Raw genomic sequence first — 18,179 nt, forward strand, 5'->3', positions numbered from 1 at the left:
TCCCCCACCCGCCCCCTCGTCGAGCAGGCTGTAGAACATGAGGTCCTGCAGCTTCGCGATCTGCGCCTCAATTGCGTTCGCCTCGGAAAGAAAGGCGTGATAGACCCCGCGACGCGCCTGCACCTTTTGCGCCTTATTGGCATATATGCCTGATACGTATGCCCCTCCCCCTATAGCCAACGCACCCACCAACGCGCCCATTACAGCAGCTAGCCCCTGATCCATCAGACCTCGCTTCAGCGGCGGACCCGTTCTGCTCCCGATGTTCCCCCGGCGAACGAGGCGTGACACCCGATCGTCGCGCGCTGGTATGCGCGGCTGGCGAATTCCGGGCAGTCCCGATTTGACGTAAACCGCCTACGATTTCCAAAGGCTCGGAAAAGCCCCGCCCCATGCGCCGCAACCGGCCACCAGGCGGGGCACGCGAGCCCCGAGATCATCACCGTCGCTGCGTGCCGAGTCCTGAGCGGCCCCGGTCCGCCGTTCGCACCGTCAGTCCCCCATCAGGGTGGCGTCACCGGTGTGGACCAATGAGCGTGACATCAACGCCCACCTCGCCATATCCGCAGGCCACACGGGGTCCACGCGCCGTTGACGTGCGCAGACGGCGCTGATAGACACACTCATCAACCCAGCCGACGCCACCCAGCCGACGTCACCCGGTCACGTCCGATCACACCCCGTCAGTCAGTTCAACAAGCCGCCGCTGTACGAGCGATGACGCGAGGTCACGGATTCATGAACACACAAGATCAGCACGGCAGAGGGCGCCCGAACCCCGTCAAGGGCCCACGGCTGCGTGGACCCCGGCTCGTCGCCGCCGGCGCCGCAGCCCTCGCGCTCTCGGCCGGCCTCGCGTCTCCCCTCGGCCCGGCGTCCCAGCGGGCCGAGGCGAAGGAGAGCGGGAAGGTCCTCACCGTCGCGGTCGCGCAGAGCGTCGACTCGCTGAGCCCGTTCCTGGCGACCCGCCTGGTCAGCACGAGCATGCACCGGCTGACGTACGAGTACCTGACCAACTACGACCCCGGGGACGCCCGCGCGGTCCCGGGTCTCGCCACCAAGTGGTCGTCGTCCCCCGACAAGCTCACGTGGACCTACACGATCCGCTCCGACTCGCGGTGGTCGGACGGCGAGCAGGCCACCGCCGAGGACGCGGCCTGGACGTTCAACAAGATGATGACCGACGACGGCGCGGCCACCGCCAACGGCAGCTTCGTCACCAACTTCCGCAAGGTCACCGCCCCCAGCCCCACCGAGCTCGTCATCGAGCTGAAGAAGCCGCAGGCCACGATGACCGCGCTCGACGTGCCGATCGTGCCCAGGCATGTCTGGGAGAAGGTCACGGACTTCTCGGAGTTCAACAACGACAAGAGCTTCCCCGTCGTCGGGAACGGGCCGTTCGTCCTGACCGGCTACAAGGCCGACAGCTACGTCCGTCTCAAGGCCAACAAGAACTTCTGGCGCGGGGCCCCGAAGTTCGACGAGCTGGTCTTCCGTTACTACAAGGACCAGGACGCCGCGGTGGCGGCCCTGCGCAAGGGCGAGGTCTCCTTCGTCGCCGGTTCTCCCTCCCTGACGCCCGCCCAGGCGGCCTCCCTCAAGGGCGAGAAGAACATCCGCGTCAACGACGCCCCCGGCCGCCGCTTCTACGCTCTGGCCACGAACCCGGGCGCTCGGTCCAAGGACGGCGAACGCTTCGGCGACGGCGACCCGTCCCTGCTCGACCAGCGGGTACGGAACGCCCTGTTCCTGGCCGTCGACCGCAGGACCATCATCGACAAGGTCTTCCGGGGCCACGCCGTCGAGGGCGAGGGCTACATCCCCCCGCGCTTCTCGACGTACTTCTGGAAGCCGTCGGCGAGCCAGGAACTGGCGTACGACCCGACGAAGGCAGCCCGGCTCCTCGACGAGGCCGGATACCGGAAGAACAGCGACGGCAAACGCGTCGGCAAGGACGGCAAGCCGCTCGACTACCGGATCCTGTGCCACGCCACCGACCCCAACGACAAGGCGGTCGGCAAGTACCTCCAGGAGTGGTGGGGCGAACTCGGTATCGGCGTGAAGCTCAACTGTCTGGACAACGTGACCGACCCCTGGCTCGCGGGCACGTACGACCTCGCCTTCGACGGCTGGTCCGTCAACCCCGACCCCGACTTCGTGCTGTCCATCCACACCTGCGGGGCGCTCCCGGCGACCCCCGAGGACACCGGCGCCACCGACAACTTCATCTGCGACAAGGAGTACGACGAGCTGTACGCGCGGCAGCTCGCCGAGTACGACCCCGCCAAACGGGCGGACATCGTCAAACAGATGGAGTCGCGGCTGTACGACCTCGGGTACATGAACGTCATGGCGTATCCGAACGCGGTCGAGGCCTACCGGACGGACCAGATCGAGTCGATCACCACGATGCCGCGGAAGGCGGGCAACATCTACGGGCAGGACGGCTACTGGAGCTGGTGGTCGGCGGTTCCGGCGGACAGCGGAGACTCCAGCGGCTCCGGCGGTTCCTCCGGCGACGGCGGCTCCACCGGTGCCGTCATCGGCGTCGTCGCGGGCGTCGTCGTCCTCGCGGGCGCCGGGGCGTTCCTCGCGATGCGCCGCCGCGCGACCGCCGATGACCGCGAGTAGCCGATGTACCGGCCGGCCGCACCAACCGGGCAGCTGAACGGCCCCGCCCCCGCCGGGGCATCGGTCCGCGCAGCACGGGCACGGACCAGGACCGCGTACCTGCGCCATGTGGCGGGCAAGCTGGGCGGCGCCGCCGTCTCGCTGCTCGCCGTCCTGGTCACCAGCTTCTTCCTCTTCCGGCTGATTCCCGGTGACCCGGTCAAGTACATGACGGGCGGCCGTCAGGTGTCGGCCGAGCAACTGGCCGCGTATCGACGGGAGTTCGGGCTCGACCTGCCGCTGTGGCAGCAGTTCACGGACTACTGCGGCAAGGCGCTCACCGGGGACCTCGGCACCTCGTACCAGTTCCGGGCGCCCGTCATCGACAAGATCACCGAGGCGCTGCCGAACACGCTGCTGCTCACCGGCACCGCGTTCGTCCTGTACACCGCGCTCGGCATCGTCCTCGGCACCCGCTCGGCGTGGCGCCGCGGCCGGCTCGGCGACCGGCTGAACACCGGTCTGGCGCTGGCCCTCTACTCGGTCCCGTCGTTCTGGCTGGGGCTGCTGCTCATCATCGTGTTCTCCGTGGGCATGGGACCGATCCCCGGGCTCTTCCCGACCGGCGGCATGGAGTCGGGCGGCGAGGAGGGCTTCGCGTACGTCGTCGACGTCGCCCATCACCTCGTCCTGCCCGTGATCACGCTGGTCGCGGTCGAGTACGGACAGACGCTGCTGGTCACCCGTTCGGCGCTGCTCGACGAGATGGGCAGCGACTACCTGACCACCGCACGGGCCAAGGGGCTCAGGGACGACCTGGTCCGGCGCCGGCACGCCGTGCCGAACGCGATGCTGCCCACCATGACGCTGATCTTCGTCAACCTCGGCCGGACGGTGGCGGGCGTGATCCTCGTCGAGACCGTCTTCTCCTGGCCGGGCCTCGGCGGGCTCTTCTACCAGGCGCTGAGCGTGCCCGACCTCCCGCTGGTCCAGGGTCTGTTCTTCGTCTTCGCCTCGGCGGTGATCGTGATGAACACGCTGGCCGACCTGATCTATCCGCTGCTCGACCCCAGGGTGGGCCGATGACGACCGACGCGACACCGCCATCGACACCTCCGTCGCCTTCGCCTGGGATTCCTCCGTCGCCTCCGCCCGGTACTCCTCCGGCGTCTCCCCGGGCGCCGAAGGGCGGTCCGCGCGCCCTCGCCCTGCAGCGGCGCCGCCACTCCGCCGCCCGGTTCTGGAAGCAGTACCGCACCCATCGCGCCGGGCTCCTCGGCCTGGCCGCGCTCGCGTTCTTCGCGCTGGCGGCGCTGACCGCGCCGCTGACGGTCGGTTCCGACGTGGCCGGTGTGACCAGCGCGCCGGGCCGGCCGCTGGAGAGTCCGAGCGGGGAGTTCCCCCTGGGCACCGACCAGTTCGGGCGCGATCTGCTGGGTCTGGTCGTCTGGGGGTCGCGGGTCTCGCTCCTCGTCGGGCTGCTCGCGGCCGTGCTGTCGGTGGCCATCGGCGCGCTTGTGGGGATCACGGCCGGTCACTTCCGCGGCGCGTACGCCACCGTGATGATGCGGATCACGGACTGGTTCCTGGTGATGCCCGCACTGGTGCTCGCCGTCGCGCTGGCCACCGTCATGTCGCGCTCGCTCGGCACGATCGTCCTGGCGATCGGCGTGACGTCCTGGCCGACGACGGCCCGCCTGGTGCGGGCGCAGACGCTGGCGGTGGAGGCGCGGCCGTACATCGAACGCGCGAAGGCGCTCGGCGGCGGCCACTGGCACATCATGTCCCGGCACGTGCTGCCCAACGTGATGCCCCTGGTGCTGGCGCAGACGACGCTGATGATCTCCTCCTCCGTCCTCGCGGAGGCGACGCTGGCCTTCCTGGGGCTGGGCGATCCGACGGTGGTGTCGTGGGGCGGTCTCCTCCAGGACGCGCGCGAGGCGGGCGCGGTCAGCTCCGGCGACTGGTGGTACCTGGTGCCGCCGGGCATCGCGATCGCCCTGGTCGCGCTGGCGTTCACGCTGTGCGGCCGCGCCGTTGAGTCCGTACTCAATCCCAGGCTGGGGGTGGCCCGTTGACGCTGTTGGAGGTACGGAACCTCGAAGTGACGTACGCGGGCGGGGCGGCCGCGGTGCGGGGTGTGGACCTGTGGCTGGCGGCGGGCCGGAAGCTCGGCCTCGCGGGCGAGTCGGGCTGCGGCAAGTCCACGCTCGCGCTGGCGCTGCTGAGGCTGCTGCCGTCCGGCACCCGGGTCCGCGGGGAGGTCCTGCTGGACGGCGAGGACGTGCTGGCGATGCGGTGGGGCCAGGTGCGGGCGGTGCGCTGGGCGGGTGCGTCGATCGTCTTCCAGGGGGCGATGCACTCCCTGAACCCCGTGCACCGCGTCGGCGACCAGATCTGCGAACCGATCCTGCTGCACCGGAAGGCGACCCCCGCGGCGGCGCGGAAGAGGACCGGCGAACTCCTGGAGCACGTGGGCCTGCCCGCGGCGCGCGCGTCGGCGTATCCGCACGAGCTGTCCGGGGGCCAGCGCCAGCGCGTCATGATCGCCATGGCCCTGGCCTGCGACCCGCGGCTGATCATCGCCGACGAGCCGACCACGGCCCTGGACGTGATGATCCAGGCGCAGATCCTGCGCCTGATCCAGCAGCTCGTCGCCGAACAGGACCTCGGCCTGATCATGATCAGCCACGATCTGGCGGTCCTCGCCGACCTCTGCGACCGGCTCGCGGTGATGTACGCGGGCCGGGTGGTCGAGGAGGGTCCCGCCCGGGAGGTCCACGAGCACGCCCGGCACCCGTACGGCGAGGCCCTGTCGGCGGCGTTCCCGCGCATCGGCGACCCGGCCTCCCGGTTCGCCCCGCGCGGCCTGGCCGGCGACCCTCCCGACCCGTCCGCCCTGCCCTCCGGCTGCGCCTTCCACCCGCGCTGCCCCGTGGCCCTGGACACCTGCGCCACGCAGGACCCGTCGCTGCGGGACGCCGGTCCGGGGCGGCGGGCGGCCTGTGTGCACGTGGAGGCGCCGGTCACGGGCCCGGCCACCGCGACAGAGGGGAGCTCCGCATGACGACGGCACCGACGCCCCTGCTCAGCGCCCAGGGCCTGCACGTGACCTTCCCCGGACGGCACGGCACCGCACCGGCGCGGGCCGTGGACGGCGTCGAACTCGACATCCGGGCCGGGGAGATCGTGGCCTTGGTCGGCGAGTCGGGCTGCGGCAAAACAACACTGGCTCGCTCGCTGCTCGGCCTGGTGCCGCCTGCCTCGGGGCGGGTCAGCTTCGGCGGGAAGCCGCTGGAGTACTCCTCGCGGGCCCTGAAGGCGTACCGCAGACGCGTCCAGCTGGTGCTCCAGGACCCGAGCGGCTCACTGAACCCGCGCCACACGGTGTACGACGCGGTGGCCGAAGGGCTGCGCATCCACGGCTACGCGGGAGACGAGCGGGCGACGGTCGCGCAGGCCCTGTCCCGCGCAGGCCTCCGCCCACCCGAGCGCTTCTTCCTGCGCTACCCGCACGAGCTGTCCGGAGGCCAGCGCCAGCGCGTGGTGATCGCGGGCGCACTCGTCCTGGAGCCCGAACTCATCGTCGCCGACGAGCCGGTGGCCTCGCTCGACGCCTCCGTACGCGGCGAGATCCTGGCCCTGCTGCTGCGCCTGCGCACCGAACTGGGCCTGTCCGCGCTGGTGGTGACCCACGATCTGGGCCTGGCGTGGAACATCGCCGACCGGGTGGCGGTGATGTACCTGGGCCGCATCGTGGAAACGGGCGACGTCGAGCAGGTGCTGACGGCACCCCGGCATCCGTACACCCAGGCGCTGCTGTCCGTCCTGCCGGACGCCCCGGGCGACCCGGTGGTCCTGACCGGCGAGCCCCCGGACCCGTCCCGCATCCCCACCGGCTGCCGTTTCCACGCCCGCTGCCAGATCCTGGCGAGCGGCGAGGCGGAACGCGCGGGCGTGGCGGAGGCGTGCCGGAGCCGGGAGCTGAAGGTGCTGGACGGAGGTGGCGGGGCGCAGGTGGCTTGTCACTGGGCGCGGGCCGCCGTCTGACGGCCGCCGCCGGGACAGCCTCGGGACGGCACCTCGGTCACGCCAACGGACGTGGTGTACGGCGACTGCGAGCAGGCAAGCGAACCCGCAAGTGCAACACAATTCCCGAATGTGTCGCAGTTCAGCCGGCACACCACCTCCGGGGACCAGCCCCCCCGGGGGTCAACCTACGGACGTCGCCCTGCCCTTGGCCCAATCGACCAGTGCCACAAGGGCGGACGGTGCCAGGGTGGCCACGGTGCCGGGAGTGACGCTCTCGCGGAGGCGGAGGCCTATTCGGTCGAGGGCGACCTCCACGCATGTGTCGCCGCCAGGTTCACTGAAGCTCGACTTCTGCCACGTGAGCTGAGACATGCGGTTCCTCCTGGAGCAAGGGGTAGAGGCGCTGGATCAGCCCCAAGGAGTTCTTCACCAGGTACGCCTCGGTGTTCACCTCGGGTGCCAGCGGAGGCAGCGCCGCTTCGCACAGCCTAGGAACCAGTTGCGGTACCTGGCCAAGGCTTCCGGATCCCCAAGGTACAGCGGCTTCTCGACGTGCTCGACGACCACCGTGCTGAGCTGCGGTACAGCCGGTTCCAGCAGCGTGAAGGAGGTTCCAAAGGGTGCGCAGCCAGGTCGTGGCACACCACGCGGCCGAGCCGGATGCCGCGTGATCCGGGAGCACTGCAAGGCATCGCGGTGCACGTCGGGCAGCTTGGCATCGCGACAGTCGGCCTCGATTACCCGGCTGCCCTTTCCTGCTGCCAACTCCACGCCGGCGGCGTGCCGTTCGGCACGGCGGCGGCAATCGAAGCTGACCGTCGGGTCGCCGGGCGGTGCCGCGTAGGCCGCCAGGGTAATTGGCAGATATCGGCCACCAGCGGCCCCGGAATGACTTGGGCCACGACCGCCAGGGTTGTCGCAAATCCGCCAATCGTCGGCCAGCGTGACGGCCCCGTGGCTGTGACGTCGTTCGTCGGTCCCGCCAGGAGGTGACGGCCGTGGCGCGAACTCGTACGACGGCCCACGACGATGCGGTGCAGGCGCCTACAGAGCAACTTCCAAGGTCACTGACTTGGACACGAAGCCGTTGCGTTCATAGAAGCAGACAGCCTCGGTGTTACTCGCGTACGCCGTCACCTCCGCCAGCTCCGCTCCCTTTTCCTTCGCCCAGGCCATGAACTCACCGATCAGCCGCCCACCGATCTGTCCCCCGCGATGAGCGGGCTGCACATACATGCTCACCAGCGACGCGACCCTCACCGGCTTCATCGCGGACGCCTCGGCCACCACCCCGGTGAGATGGCCCACGACCTCGCCGTCCCGATCGGCGACGAGCAGCAGCCGGTCCGGATCGTCGATGCCGGCTGCGAAACGCTGCGGCCCGTGCTCACGCGGCCAGTCCACGTTGATGCTCGGATCACGAGTCCCCGCGTCCTCGGCGAACAGAGCACGGCTGCACGCCACCAGACCGACCACATCCGCGTGCCCTGCCTTGCGGACAACCACCGCATCCTGTTGATCGCTCATGGGCCGTGACACTACCGACTGCCACTGACACCGCCACCGGACATTTCAATCGGTCCCAAGACAGGCCAATCCTCGGGGCCAATCTTGCGCCGACCTCGCCGTACGGCAGCGGCTCGGGGGCTGGGACCGAGGGCCTTTTGCCCTCGCTCCCAGCCCCCGAGATCATCACCGTCGCAGGCGGGCCGCGCCCTGCGCTTCCTGCCCTGTGCGGGCAGGAACGCCCCCTGTCAGCCCTTCTCTCAGTCCTTCGTGGCGGGCTCGTCCGCCGCGCTGTCCTCCAGCGCCTTCAGCGCCGGGTCCATCACCACGTCCTCCTCGCGGGCCTCCGTGGTCGGCTCCTCCGGGAAGTGGCAGGCCGTCAGGTGGCCCTCACGGTTGCCGGAGATCTGGATCAGCGGCGGCTCCTCGGAGGCGCACTTGTCCTGCGCCTTCCAGCAGCGGGTGCGGAAGCGGCAGCCGGACGGCGGGTGGATCGGCGAGGGCACGTCACCGGCGAGACGGATGCGCTCCTTGTCGTCCGCCTCGTCGTCCACCGCGACCTCGGGGACCGCGGAGAGCAGGGCGTGGGTGTACGGGTGCCGGGGCCGGTTGTAGATGGAGTCCCGGTCACCGACCTCGACGACCTTGCCGAGGTACATCACCGCCACACGCTGGGAGAAGTGCCGGACGATGGCGAGGTCGTGGGCGATGAACAGGAAGGCGATGCCCAGCTCGTCCTGGACCTTCTGCAGGAGGTTCACCACCTGCGCCTGGATCGACACGTCCAGAGCGGAGACCGGCTCGTCCGCGACGATCAGCTTGGGGTTCAGTGCCAGGGCTCGGGCGACCCCGATGCGCTGGCGCTGGCCGCCGGAGAACTCGTGCGGGAAGCGGTTGTAGTGCTCCGGGTTGAGGCCGACGAGCTCCAGGAGTTCGCGGACCTTCTTCTCCCGGCCGCCCTCGGGGTTGATCCCGTTGACCTCCATCGGCGACTTGATGATCGTGCCGACTGTTTGCCGCGGGTTCAGCGAGGAGTACGGGTCCTGGAAGATCATCTGGATCTCGGACCGGACGGGGGCCAGCTGCCTGCGGGAGGCGTGCGTGATGTCCTGACCCTGGTACGTGATCTTGCCGGCCGTCGGTTCCAGCAGGCGCGTGATGAGCCGGCCGGTGGTCGACTTGCCACAGCCCGACTCGCCCACCAGACCGACGCTCTCGCCGACGCCGACGGTCAGGTCGATGCCGTCGACCGCCTGCACGGCGCCGACCTTCCGTTTGATCGGGAAGCCGCCGTAAATCGGGAAGTGCTTCGTCAGGCCCTCGACCTCAAGGAGGGTCTCGGCCGACGTGCCGGTGGCGCCCTGCTGTGCGGGGAGGGTGAGGTTGTCGCTCATGTCTCGGATCTCCCTAGCGCAGCCGGGGCTGGATCTTGTCGATGAAGATGGTCTGCTTCTGCTCCGCCGTCAGATGGCACGCGGAGGCGCGCCCCTCGCCGAGCGCAGGCCGTTCCTCGCTGCACCGGCTGCCGGTCACCTCGCCGGTGAAGGCGCAGCGCGGGTGGAAGGGGCAGCCCGACGGGGGGTTGAGGAGGCTGGGCGGGGACCCGGGGATCGGGGTGAGTGCCTGCTCGGTGTCGCCGCCGAGCCGTGGCATCGAGCTCAGCAGACCCCAGGTGTAGGGGTGCTGGGGGTTGCGCAGCACCTCGCGGACGGTGCCGCGTTCCACGGCCCGGCCCGAGTACATCACCAGCAGGTCGTCGGCCATGTCGGAGATGACGCCGAGGTCGTGGGTGATGAAGACGATCGCCGAGCCGAACTCCTGCTGGAGGTCCTTGAGCAGGTCGAGGATCTGCGCCTGGACGGTCACGTCCAGGGCGGTGGTCGGCTCGTCCGCGATCAGCAGGTCGGGGTCGCAGACCAGCGCCATGGCGATCATGGCGCGCTGGCGCATACCGCCGGAGAACTGGTGCGGGTAGTCGTCCACGCGCGTCTGGGGCTGCGGGATGCCGACCTTGGCCAGCATCTCGATCGTCCGCTGCCGCGCCTCCTTCTTGGAGGCACCGGTGTGCTTCATGTACGGCTCGGCGATCTGCCGGCCCACCGTGTAGTACGGCGAGAGCGCGGTCAGCGGGTCCTGGAAGATCATCGCGGCCTTGTTGCCACGGATCTTCTCCATCTCCCGCTCGGTCGCGGTCACCAGTTCCTGCCCGTCGAGGACGATCTCGCCCTCGACGGTGGTGGACTTGGGGTTGTGCAGGCCGAGGACGGTCAGGTTGGTCACGGACTTGCCGGAGCCCGACTCGCCCACGATGCCGAGGGTCTTGCCGCGCTCGACGTCGAAGGAGAGCCCGTCGACCGCCTTCACAATGCCGTCCTCGGTGGAGAACCGCACCTTCAGGTCGCGGACCGAGAGGAAGGCCTCCGGCCCGGTCGGGGCCTTCTCGCCTTCGGTCTTGGTCAGTGTGGTCACGGTCATTCTCCTAGCTGAGGCGCACGCGCGGGTCGATGAGGGCGTAGGCGAGGTCCACGATGATGTTCAGGATCAGGATGAAGAAGGCCCCGAACAGCATGACGCCCATCGTCAGCGGCAGGTCCTTGGTCAGCGAGGACTGGACCGCGAGACGGCCGAGTCCGGGCAGGTCGAAGGTGAACTCCGTGACCACCGCGCCGGACAGGAGTGCGCTCAGGTCCATCCCGATGATGGTGACGATCGGGATGAGCGAACCGCGCCAGGCGTAGCGGAAGAAGACGTACCGCTGCCTCATGCCCTTGGCTCGGGCGGTGCGCACGTGCTCCTCCGACAGTTGCTCGATCATGGTCGAGCGGGCCATACGCGTGTACTGGGCGGTGAAGATCGTGGCCATCACGGCCCAGGGGATCAGCAGGCCCACGGCCCAGCCGACCGGGTTCTCGGTGATCGGGACGTACTTGGGGTTGTCCATCCAGCCGCTGCTGTAGACGAAGATGCCGAGCACGATCGGGCCGAGGAAGTAGATCTGGAACGAGCTGAGCACCATCGAGGCGCCGCTGACCAGCTTGTCGACCATGGTGCCGCGCTTCCAGGCGGCGATCAGACCCGAGCCGAGGCCGATCACGAGGAAGATCACCAGACCACCGGCGGTCAGCGACAGCGTCAGCGGGAAGCGGTCGATGATGGAGTCCCAGACGAACTCGCCGCTGCTGAAGGAGAGACCCAGGCATGGGGCGGAGCAGTGTCCCTGGGGGAAGTCGCGGCCGGACACGATGCCGCCCATGAACTCCCAGAACTGGGCGGTGATGGGCTTGTCGAGACCGAGGTTCTCTCTGATGACCGCGATGTTCTCGGGCGTGCAGTTCTTGCCGCAGGCCAACTGGGCGAAGTCCTGGGGGATCGTATAGAACAGGAAGAATGTGAAGGCGCCGATCAGGAACATGATGACGACGGCGCCGATCAGCCTGCGGATGAGGAACTGAAGCATGGCGGGTGGATGCTCTCTTCGAAACGCGGCGGTCGAGGGGGTTACCGTCCGCGGGGGTGCGCTCCGCCTGGCGCACACCCCCGCGGATCAGCCGAGCTGACGGATTACGGCTGCTTCAGGAACAGGTCGTTGATGTCGATGTAGCTCGAGTCCGTGCTGAACCTGGCACCGCCGACGTTCGATCCGAAGAGCTGGATCTGCTTCGAGTAGTAGACCGGGGCAGCCGGGTTGATCTCCTCCACGATGCGGTGGTGAGCCTCTTCCCAGGTCTTGGCGGCCGCCTCGGGCTGCTCGGTCAGGGCCTTCGCGATGAGGTCGTTGACCTGCTTGTCGTTGATGTGCGAGTAGTTCGACGAACCGTCGGCGACCTGGTTGCCGTCGTAGACGGGGGTGATGACGGTGGACGGGGACGGCCAGTCCTGGCCCCAGCCGGTCATGTAGAGGTCGTACGGGTTGTCCAGCTTGCCGACCTGCTCGTAGAACGTGGCGCGGTCGATCTCCTTGGCCTGCACGTCGAAGCCGAGCTTGCCGAGCGTGTCCTTGATGATGACCATCTGGGCCTGGCCGCGCGGGGTGTTGGAGTAGGCGTAGGTGAGCTTGGTGCCCTCCTTGACGCCCGCCTCCTTGATCAGCTCCTTGGCCTTCTCCAGGTCACCGTTGGGCTTCTTCAGCTTGCCGAACGGGTCGTACGTCGGGTCGAAGCCCGGCAGGGTCGGCGCCATCAGACCACCGGCGACCTCACCGCCGTACCGGCCACCGTCGGCCTGGACCATGGACTGGTTCGGGATCGCGTAGGTGATCGCGTCGCGGACCTTCTTGTCCTTCATCTTGTCCAGGTTGAAGGACAGCTGCCACACGTAGACCTGGTAGCCCTGGATGGTGCGCTTCTTGGTGGCCGGGTTGCTGATGACCGTGGACATCTGGGCCGGGTCCACCGAGTCCGTGAACTGGATGGAGTTCTTGGCCTCGCCCTGGTCGGCGATCAGACGCTTGGTCTGGCTGGCCTGGTCGATGGTGGAGCTGAAGTTGTAGCCGTCGACGTACTGGTGGCGCACCGCGTCCGTCTTCGCGTCCCACTGGTCGTTCTTGACCAGCGTCATCGACTTGCCCGGCTTGTAGTCGGTGATCTTGTACGGGCCGAGGGACTTCGGGGCCTTGTCGTACTTCTCCTTCGTGTCCTGCTTCTCGGGCACGATGGAGTAGCCGGCCATGGAGAGCGCCTGCGGGAGGTCCGGCTGGGGAGCCTTGAAGTGGAAGACCACCGTCTTGTCGTCCGGCGTCTCCAGGACGGAGTCCGGCAGGTGCTTGCCCTTGTACGGGCCGTCCGGCAGCGCCTCGCGGTACTTCGCGCCGGAGAGCCAGGTCTGGACGAAGGTGGGACCGTCGAAGATGACCTTCGAGTACAGCCGCTCGATGGAGTGGCGGACGTCGGCCGAGGTGATCTCGTTGCCGTCCTCGTCCTTGATGCCGTCCTTGAGGGTGTACGTCCAGGTCTTGCCGCCGTCGGACGACTTGCCGGAGTCGGTAGCGATGTCACCGACGACCGTCAGGTTGCCCTTGTCGTCCTCCTGGAAGTTCGTCAGACCGCGGTGGATCAGGTTGGAGAACTGACCGGCGTCGGAGACGTAGATCTGGCCCGGGTCCATGTGGGTCAGGTCCGACTGCATGAACACGTTCATGGTGCCGCCGGACTTGGCCCCGGCCACTTCCTCGGCCGGCCCCTGGGAGGCCTTGGCGTCACCGTAGACGACAGGCTTCGACTGCGCGGCGGCGTCTTCCTTGGACTTGGAGTTGTCCTTCGTGTCCTTGCCGCTGTCGCTGGAGCAGCCGGTCAGCGCCAGCGAGCCGGCCACGACGGCCGCGGCCACTGCGCGCCCAGTGCGCGTTCTGATGGGCTTCATGATGCCGATGCACCTACCTGTCGATAGTTGTCCACGAGTACTGCCGGACAGTCCGGTGAGCCCGGAACGGGGGTGGCAGTCCCCCCACCACCAATGGACGGTTAGCGTCCGGTCTTGGGGTCGAATGCGTCCCGGACGGAGTCGCCGAGAAGGTTGAAGGAGAGTACGAAGATCACCAGCGCCACGCCCGGGAAGAACATGAACATGGGGTCCTGCTCGTAGACCTCGGCACCGATGGCGAACATGCGGCCCCAGTCCGGAGTGGGCTCGACGAAGCCGACACCGACGAAGGACAGGAAGGCGATGGTGAGGATCGTGCTGGGCAGGATGTAGGTGCTCTGCACCAGGATCGGAGTGACGATGTTCGGCAGGATCTCCTTGCGCACGATGCGCCAGGGAGAGGCACCGGACACCTTCGCCGCCTCCACGAACTCACGCTCCCGCAGCGAGAGCACGGAGCTGCGGACCAGTCGGGCCAGGCCCATCCAGCCGAGGAACCACAGCACCAGGATGATGGCCACGGCGCGGATGTACGTCGGTGTCTCGTCCGTCGGGGAGACGAACAGCGCGGTCACGACGGGCATGAAGGCGATGAAGAACAGCTGGCTCGGGAAGGCCAGGAAGAAGTCGGTGACCCGGCCGAGCCAGTAGTCGACCTTGCCGCCGAAGTAGCCGCCGACCATCCCGATGATCACGCCGGTGACGACGCTGAACGTCGTGACGATGACGGCCATGTAGAGCGAGGTGCGCATGCCGTACAGCAGCATCGTGAACACGTCGCGCCCCAGCTTGGGCTCGACCCCGAACCAGAAGTCACCCGACATACCGCCGAAGGAGCCCGTGGGCATGGCGAAGTCGTCGAGCAGGAAGGGGAAGTCGGGCTCCTGTGCGTAGAGCGTGTACGGGTCCTTGCCGTACAGCTTCGAGATCACCGGAGCGAGCGCGGCGATCAGGAAGAAAAAAATCACTACGCATGCGGAGACGACTCCAGTACGGTCCCGCTTGAAGCGTTGCCACATCAACTGGCCGGGGGAGCGACCCTCAAGCTTCTTCGGCTTGTCGACCTCGGTGGTCGAGGCCAGTTCGGGGTCCAAGGCGACCGACGGACCCGAGCCCTCGGCCTTGGTTGGACTGGTCATGTGTGTTCTTCCCCCGGGGGATGGAGAGTTGAGCGCAGCACAGATACCGGCAGGTTCTGTGGTTTGGGGGAACTTTCGCCAAGCGAGTCAACGCGCGTCAAGGGCGGAAGGCATAGGGATCTCCCTACCGTCCATATTTTGAGCAAAAATTGCAAAGATTGACACCTAAGCGCGCTTGACAGGCTCCACCAAGACTTCGCGAAACGGACATTCGCGGAGGGTTTTTTGTTTACATGTCCGAAACCTGATCGCGGGATCACCGATATCCGAACAGCGCCTCACAGCCCAGTTACAGCAAAGTCGGCCGAATCCCGCCGGTGCGCGGAGGGCGGGTGCGCAGCCCTGGGTGAGCGACGATACGCGCACGGCGAGGGCCCGGTCCCCAAAGTGCGGGAACCGGGTCCTCGGAAACGTCCCGTGAGGGGCGTCAGCCGTGCTTGGCGCGGCTCGCGGCGCGGGCGCGCTCGCGGGCGTCCAGGTTGACCTTACGGATGCGGACCGCCTCGGGGGTGACCTCGACGCACTCGTCGTCGCGGCAGAACTCCAGGGACTGCTCCAGGGAGAGCTTGCGCGGCGGGACGATCGACTCGGCCACGTCGGCGGTCGAGGACCGCATGTTGGTGAGCTTCTTCTCCTTGGTGATGTTCACGTCCATGTCGTCGGAGCGCGAGTTCTCGCCGACGATCATGCCCTCGTACACCTCGGTGCCCGGCTCGACGAAGAGGACGCCGCGCTCCTGGAGGTTCGTCATCGCGAAGGCGGTGACGGCACCGGAGCGGTCGGCCACCAGCGAGCCGTTGTTACGGGTCTGGAGGGTGCCGAACCAGGGCTCGAAGCCCTCGTGGATCGAGTGGCCGATACCCGTACCGCGGGTCTGGGTCAGGAACTCGGTCCGGAACCCGATGAGGCCGCGCGAGGGCACCACGAACTCCATGCGCACCCAGCCCGAGCCGTGGTTGGACATGTTGTCCATACGGCCCTTGCGGACGCCCATGAGCTGCGTGACAGCGCCCATGTGCTCCTCGGGCACGTCGATCGTCATGCGCTCGACCGGCTCGTACACCTTGCCGTCGACGTCCTTGGTGACGACCTGGGGCTTGCCGATGGTCAGCTCGAAGCCCTCCCGGCGCATGGTCTCGACGAGGATCGCGAGGGCCAGCTCGCCACGGCCCTGGACCTCCCAGGCGTCCGGCCGGTCGGTCTCCAGCACGCGGAGGCTGACGTTACCGATCAGCTCACGGTCGAGGCGGTCCTTGACCTGGCGGGCGGTGACCTTGCGGTCCTTCACGGCCGCCTTCGCGTCGGCGCCCTTGCCGGTGCCGCCGCGGCCGACCAGCGGCGAGGTGTTGGTGCCGATGGTCATCGAGATCGCGGGCTCGTCGACCGTGATCAGCGGGAGCGCAATCGGGTTCTCGGTGTCCGCGAGGGTCTCGCCGATCATGATGTCCGGGATACCGGCGACGGCACAGATGTCACCGGGGCCGGCCTTCTCGGCGGGCTTGCGGGTGAGCGCCTCGGTCATCATCAGCTCGCTGATGCGGACGTTGCTGATGGAGCCGTCCCGCTTGATCCAGGCCACCGTCTGGCCCTTGCGCAGCTCGCCCTGCTCGACACGGAGCAGCGCGATACGGCCGAGGAAGTTGTCGGCGTCGAGGTTGGTGACGTGGGCCTGGAGCGGGGCGCCCTCGTCGTACGTCGGCGCCGGGATGTGCTCCAGGATCGTGGAGAAGAACGGCTCCAGGCTGGTGGAGTCGGTCGGGACGGTGCCGTCCGCCGGCTTCGTCAGCGAGGCGATGCCGTCACGGCCGCACGCGTAGACGATCGGGAACTCGATCTGGTCCTCGTCCGCGTCCAGGTCGAGGAAGAGGTCGTAGGTCTCGTTGACGACCTCGTCGATCCGGGAGTCCGGGCGGTCCGTCTTGTTGATGCACAGGATGACGGGCAGGCGCTGCTGGAGGGCCTTGCGCAGCACGAAGCGGGTCTGCGGCAGCGGGCCCTCGGAGGCGTCGACGAGGAGGACGACCCCGTCGACCATCGACAGACCGCGCTCGACCTCGCCGCCGAAGTCGGCGTGGCCGGGGGTGTCGATGATGTTGATGGTGATCGGGTCCCCGCCGGCCTTCGGGTGGTACTTCACCGCGGTGTTCTTGGCGAGGATCGTGATGCCCTTCTCACGCTCCAGGTCGTTCGAGTCCATCATGCGGTCGTCGACGGAGTCGAGCTGGTGCGCGGCGAAGGCTCCCGCCTGCTTGAGCATGGCGTCGACGATCGTCGTCTTTCCGTGGTCGACGTGGGCGACGATGGCGACATTGCGGATGTCGTGACGCTGGATGGACGCAGGCATGGTGCGGCGTATCTCCCGGGTTTGTGGACGGCCTCGCGGACTCGTTGTCCCGCGGACCCTGCCGGGCTGGCACGCCACGGCCTCACCCCATGGTACGGGGGCGCTGCCGCTGGGCTTGGCCGGGAGGTGTGGGGGGCCTGTTTTGTGAGGAACTCGACGGTGGGGCGGCCTGTGCGGTCTCGTCTGCCGGGTCTGGGTGTTCTGGCGGCTGCGGGTGCGTTGTGGCTGGTCGCGCAGTTCCCCGCGCCCCTGACTACCTTGGGCGCGCCCGGCGTCTCCGCGCGCCCCCACTTTCAGCGCATCCGCAGCCGCCTGCCGCTACGAGTGGCTCGGGGCGGGCTTTTCCGACTTCTTCAAGAAGCCCATGTCCTCGTACACCGGGGTCTCGAAGCCGAAAGCTCCCACGTTGGCGAGGTTTGTGCGGGCGGCCACCAGCTGGGGGCGCTGGTAGAGGGGGATCGAGCCGGCGGCGGCCCAGATGCGGGCGTCGGCCTTGCGGATCAGGGAGCGGGACTCCTTCTCGTCGAGCGTGGAGATGGCCTGGTCGAAGAGCTGGTCGACCTGGTCGGTGCCGACGCGCGTGTAGTTCTGCTCGATGGTCAGGGAGCCGTCCGCGCCCGGGACGGGCTTGGCGTAGATGGGGCGGGCGTCGGTGGCGGGGTAGGCGGAGGCGGGCCAGGAGTACAGCGCGAGGTCGTACTGGCCGTTCGCGATGTGGTCCTTGAAGTAGCTGGTGTCGGGGACCTTGGTGATCTCGGTGCGGATGCCGACGCGCTCCAGCATCCGCGCGATGCGCCGGCCCACGGCCCGCAGGGACTCCGAGCCGGGCCCGGACGGGAGCACGAAGCGCAGGCTGAGCGCCTTGCCGTCCTTGGCGAGCGGGCCCTTCACGCCGGCGCCGGGCGCGGCGGTGCCCTCCGGGGCGTACATGCCCGCGGCGCTGTCCGGTTCCAGCTCCGGCTTGTACCGCTTGCTGTCCCCGGCGAGCTGCCGGGGCTCGCCCTCCTCGCTCGTCTTCCTGCCCTCGGCGCCGTGCGACTTGTTGTCCTCGCCGACGACGTACGTCCCGCCGTCGCCGTCCGGGGAGCCCGTCTCGTCGGAGCTCTCCGAGTCGCCGGACCCCTTCTGCTTCTTGCCCTCGGCTCCGGCCGCCTTCTTGTCCTTCTTGACCGGCCCGCCCGGCACCCACC

13 protein-coding genes and 1 pseudogene are annotated in these 18,179 nt (G+C 68.4%); 5 read left to right on the forward strand and 9 right to left on the reverse strand.

Annotated elements, in window-relative coordinates:
* The first annotated feature begins 738 nt into the window (after positions 1 to 738).
* From FPZ41_RS34630 to FPZ41_RS34650, 5 genes are read left to right on the forward strand one after another with little or no spacing between them, the layout of a single operon-like run.
* On the forward strand, positions 739 to 2,631 hold the full coding sequence (locus FPZ41_RS34630) for an ABC transporter substrate-binding protein (protein WP_152867546.1): 1,893 nt from the start codon (positions 739 to 741) through the stop codon (positions 2,629 to 2,631).
* A gap of 3 nt (positions 2,632 to 2,634) precedes the next feature.
* Positions 2,635 to 3,696, forward strand: coding sequence for an ABC transporter permease (locus FPZ41_RS34635; RefSeq protein ID WP_152867547.1), 1,062 nt, complete (start codon positions 2,635 to 2,637; stop codon positions 3,694 to 3,696).
* Positions 3,693 to 4,688, forward strand: coding sequence for an ABC transporter permease (locus FPZ41_RS34640; RefSeq protein WP_152867548.1), 996 nt, complete (start codon positions 3,693 to 3,695; stop codon positions 4,686 to 4,688). Before FPZ41_RS34635 ends, FPZ41_RS34640 begins: the two co-directional genes overlap by 4 nt.
* Positions 4,685 to 5,677: an ABC transporter ATP-binding protein gene (locus FPZ41_RS34645; RefSeq protein WP_152867549.1), complete on the forward strand. Its 993-nt coding sequence runs from the start codon at positions 4,685 to 4,687 to the stop codon at positions 5,675 to 5,677. The genes FPZ41_RS34640 and FPZ41_RS34645 overlap by 4 nt, the downstream gene beginning before the upstream one ends.
* Positions 5,674 to 6,660, forward strand: coding sequence for an ABC transporter ATP-binding protein (locus tag FPZ41_RS34650; RefSeq protein ID WP_152867550.1), 987 nt, complete (start codon positions 5,674 to 5,676; stop codon positions 6,658 to 6,660). Before FPZ41_RS34645 ends, FPZ41_RS34650 begins: the two co-directional genes overlap by 4 nt.
* Positions 6,661 to 6,822: 162 nt before the next feature.
* On the opposite strand, the gene FPZ41_RS34655 is transcribed toward FPZ41_RS34650, so the two are convergent.
* The 9 genes and pseudogenes from FPZ41_RS34655 to FPZ41_RS34695 form a co-directional block, all read right to left on the reverse strand.
* Positions 6,823 to 7,014 carry a DUF397 domain-containing protein gene (locus FPZ41_RS34655; RefSeq protein ID WP_152867551.1) on the reverse strand — a complete coding sequence of 64 codons (192 nt, stop codon included), beginning with the start codon at positions 7,012 to 7,014 and terminating at the stop codon, positions 6,823 to 6,825.
* A gap of 672 nt (positions 7,015 to 7,686) precedes the next feature.
* Positions 7,687 to 8,169, reverse strand: coding sequence for a GNAT family N-acetyltransferase (locus tag FPZ41_RS34660; protein ID WP_152867552.1), 483 nt, complete (start codon positions 8,167 to 8,169; stop codon positions 7,687 to 7,689).
* Positions 8,170 to 8,408: 239 nt separating this feature from the next.
* A complete protein-coding gene (locus FPZ41_RS34665; RefSeq protein ID WP_152867553.1) occupies positions 8,409 to 9,542 on the reverse strand; it encodes an ABC transporter ATP-binding protein in 1,134 nt (377 codons plus the stop codon).
* Between the two features lie 13 nt (positions 9,543 to 9,555).
* Positions 9,556 to 10,617, reverse strand: coding sequence for an ABC transporter ATP-binding protein (locus FPZ41_RS34670; RefSeq protein ID WP_322621094.1), 1,062 nt, complete (start codon positions 10,615 to 10,617; stop codon positions 9,556 to 9,558).
* A 10-nt stretch (positions 10,618 to 10,627) separates the two neighbouring features.
* Entirely contained in the window at positions 10,628 to 11,605 is a 978-nt protein-coding gene (locus FPZ41_RS34675) for an ABC transporter permease (RefSeq protein ID WP_152867555.1), read from the reverse strand.
* A gap of 104 nt (positions 11,606 to 11,709) precedes the next feature.
* Positions 11,710 to 13,506: an ABC transporter substrate-binding protein gene (locus FPZ41_RS34680; RefSeq protein ID WP_152867556.1), complete on the reverse strand. Its 1,797-nt coding sequence runs from the start codon at positions 13,504 to 13,506 to the stop codon at positions 11,710 to 11,712.
* Between the two features lie 101 nt (positions 13,507 to 13,607).
* On the reverse strand, positions 13,608 to 14,645 hold the full coding sequence (locus tag FPZ41_RS34685; protein WP_152867557.1) for an ABC transporter permease: 1,038 nt from the start codon (positions 14,643 to 14,645) through the stop codon (positions 13,608 to 13,610).
* Between the two features lie 427 nt (positions 14,646 to 15,072).
* Positions 15,073 to 16,989, reverse strand: a complete 1,917-nt coding sequence (gene typA, locus FPZ41_RS34690) for a translational GTPase TypA (protein ID WP_152867558.1) — start codon at positions 16,987 to 16,989, stop codon at positions 15,073 to 15,075.
* Between the two features lie 318 nt (positions 16,990 to 17,307).
* Positions 17,308 to 18,179, reverse strand: a pseudogene (locus tag FPZ41_RS34695) (ABC transporter family substrate-binding protein); the annotation flags it as partial.

It is taken from the genome of Streptomyces acidicola (genome assembly GCF_009377235.1).
Taxonomy (GTDB): domain Bacteria; phylum Actinomycetota; class Actinomycetes; order Streptomycetales; family Streptomycetaceae; genus Streptomyces; species Streptomyces acidicola.

Excerpts from the sequence above, each read along its gene's own strand:
- FPZ41_RS34650 (WP_152867550.1), top strand. The coding sequence starts at position 5,674 with ATGACGACGGCACCGACGCCCCTGCTCAGCGCCCAGGGCCTGCACGTG.
- FPZ41_RS34640 (WP_152867548.1), top strand. The coding sequence starts at position 3,693 with ATGACGACCGACGCGACACCGCCATCGACACCTCCGTCGCCTTCGCCT.
- FPZ41_RS34685 (WP_152867557.1), bottom strand. The coding sequence starts at position 14,645 with ATGACCAGTCCAACCAAGGCCGAGGGCTCGGGTCCGTCGGTCGCCTTG.
- FPZ41_RS34680 (WP_152867556.1), bottom strand. The coding sequence starts at position 13,506 with ATGAAGCCCATCAGAACGCGCACTGGGCGCGCAGTGGCCGCGGCCGTC.
- FPZ41_RS34660 (WP_152867552.1), bottom strand. The coding sequence starts at position 8,169 with ATGAGCGATCAACAGGATGCGGTGGTTGTCCGCAAGGCAGGGCACGCG.
- FPZ41_RS34655 (WP_152867551.1), bottom strand. The coding sequence starts at position 7,014 with ATGTCTCAGCTCACGTGGCAGAAGTCGAGCTTCAGTGAACCTGGCGGC.
- FPZ41_RS34675 (WP_152867555.1), bottom strand. The coding sequence starts at position 11,605 with ATGCTTCAGTTCCTCATCCGCAGGCTGATCGGCGCCGTCGTCATCATG.
- FPZ41_RS34635 (WP_152867547.1), top strand. The coding sequence starts at position 2,635 with ATGTACCGGCCGGCCGCACCAACCGGGCAGCTGAACGGCCCCGCCCCC.
- FPZ41_RS34665 (WP_152867553.1), bottom strand. The coding sequence starts at position 9,542 with ATGAGCGACAACCTCACCCTCCCCGCACAGCAGGGCGCCACCGGCACG.
- FPZ41_RS34630 (WP_152867546.1), top strand. The coding sequence starts at position 739 with ATGAACACACAAGATCAGCACGGCAGAGGGCGCCCGAACCCCGTCAAG.
- typA (WP_152867558.1), bottom strand. The coding sequence starts at position 16,989 with ATGCCTGCGTCCATCCAGCGTCACGACATCCGCAATGTCGCCATCGTC.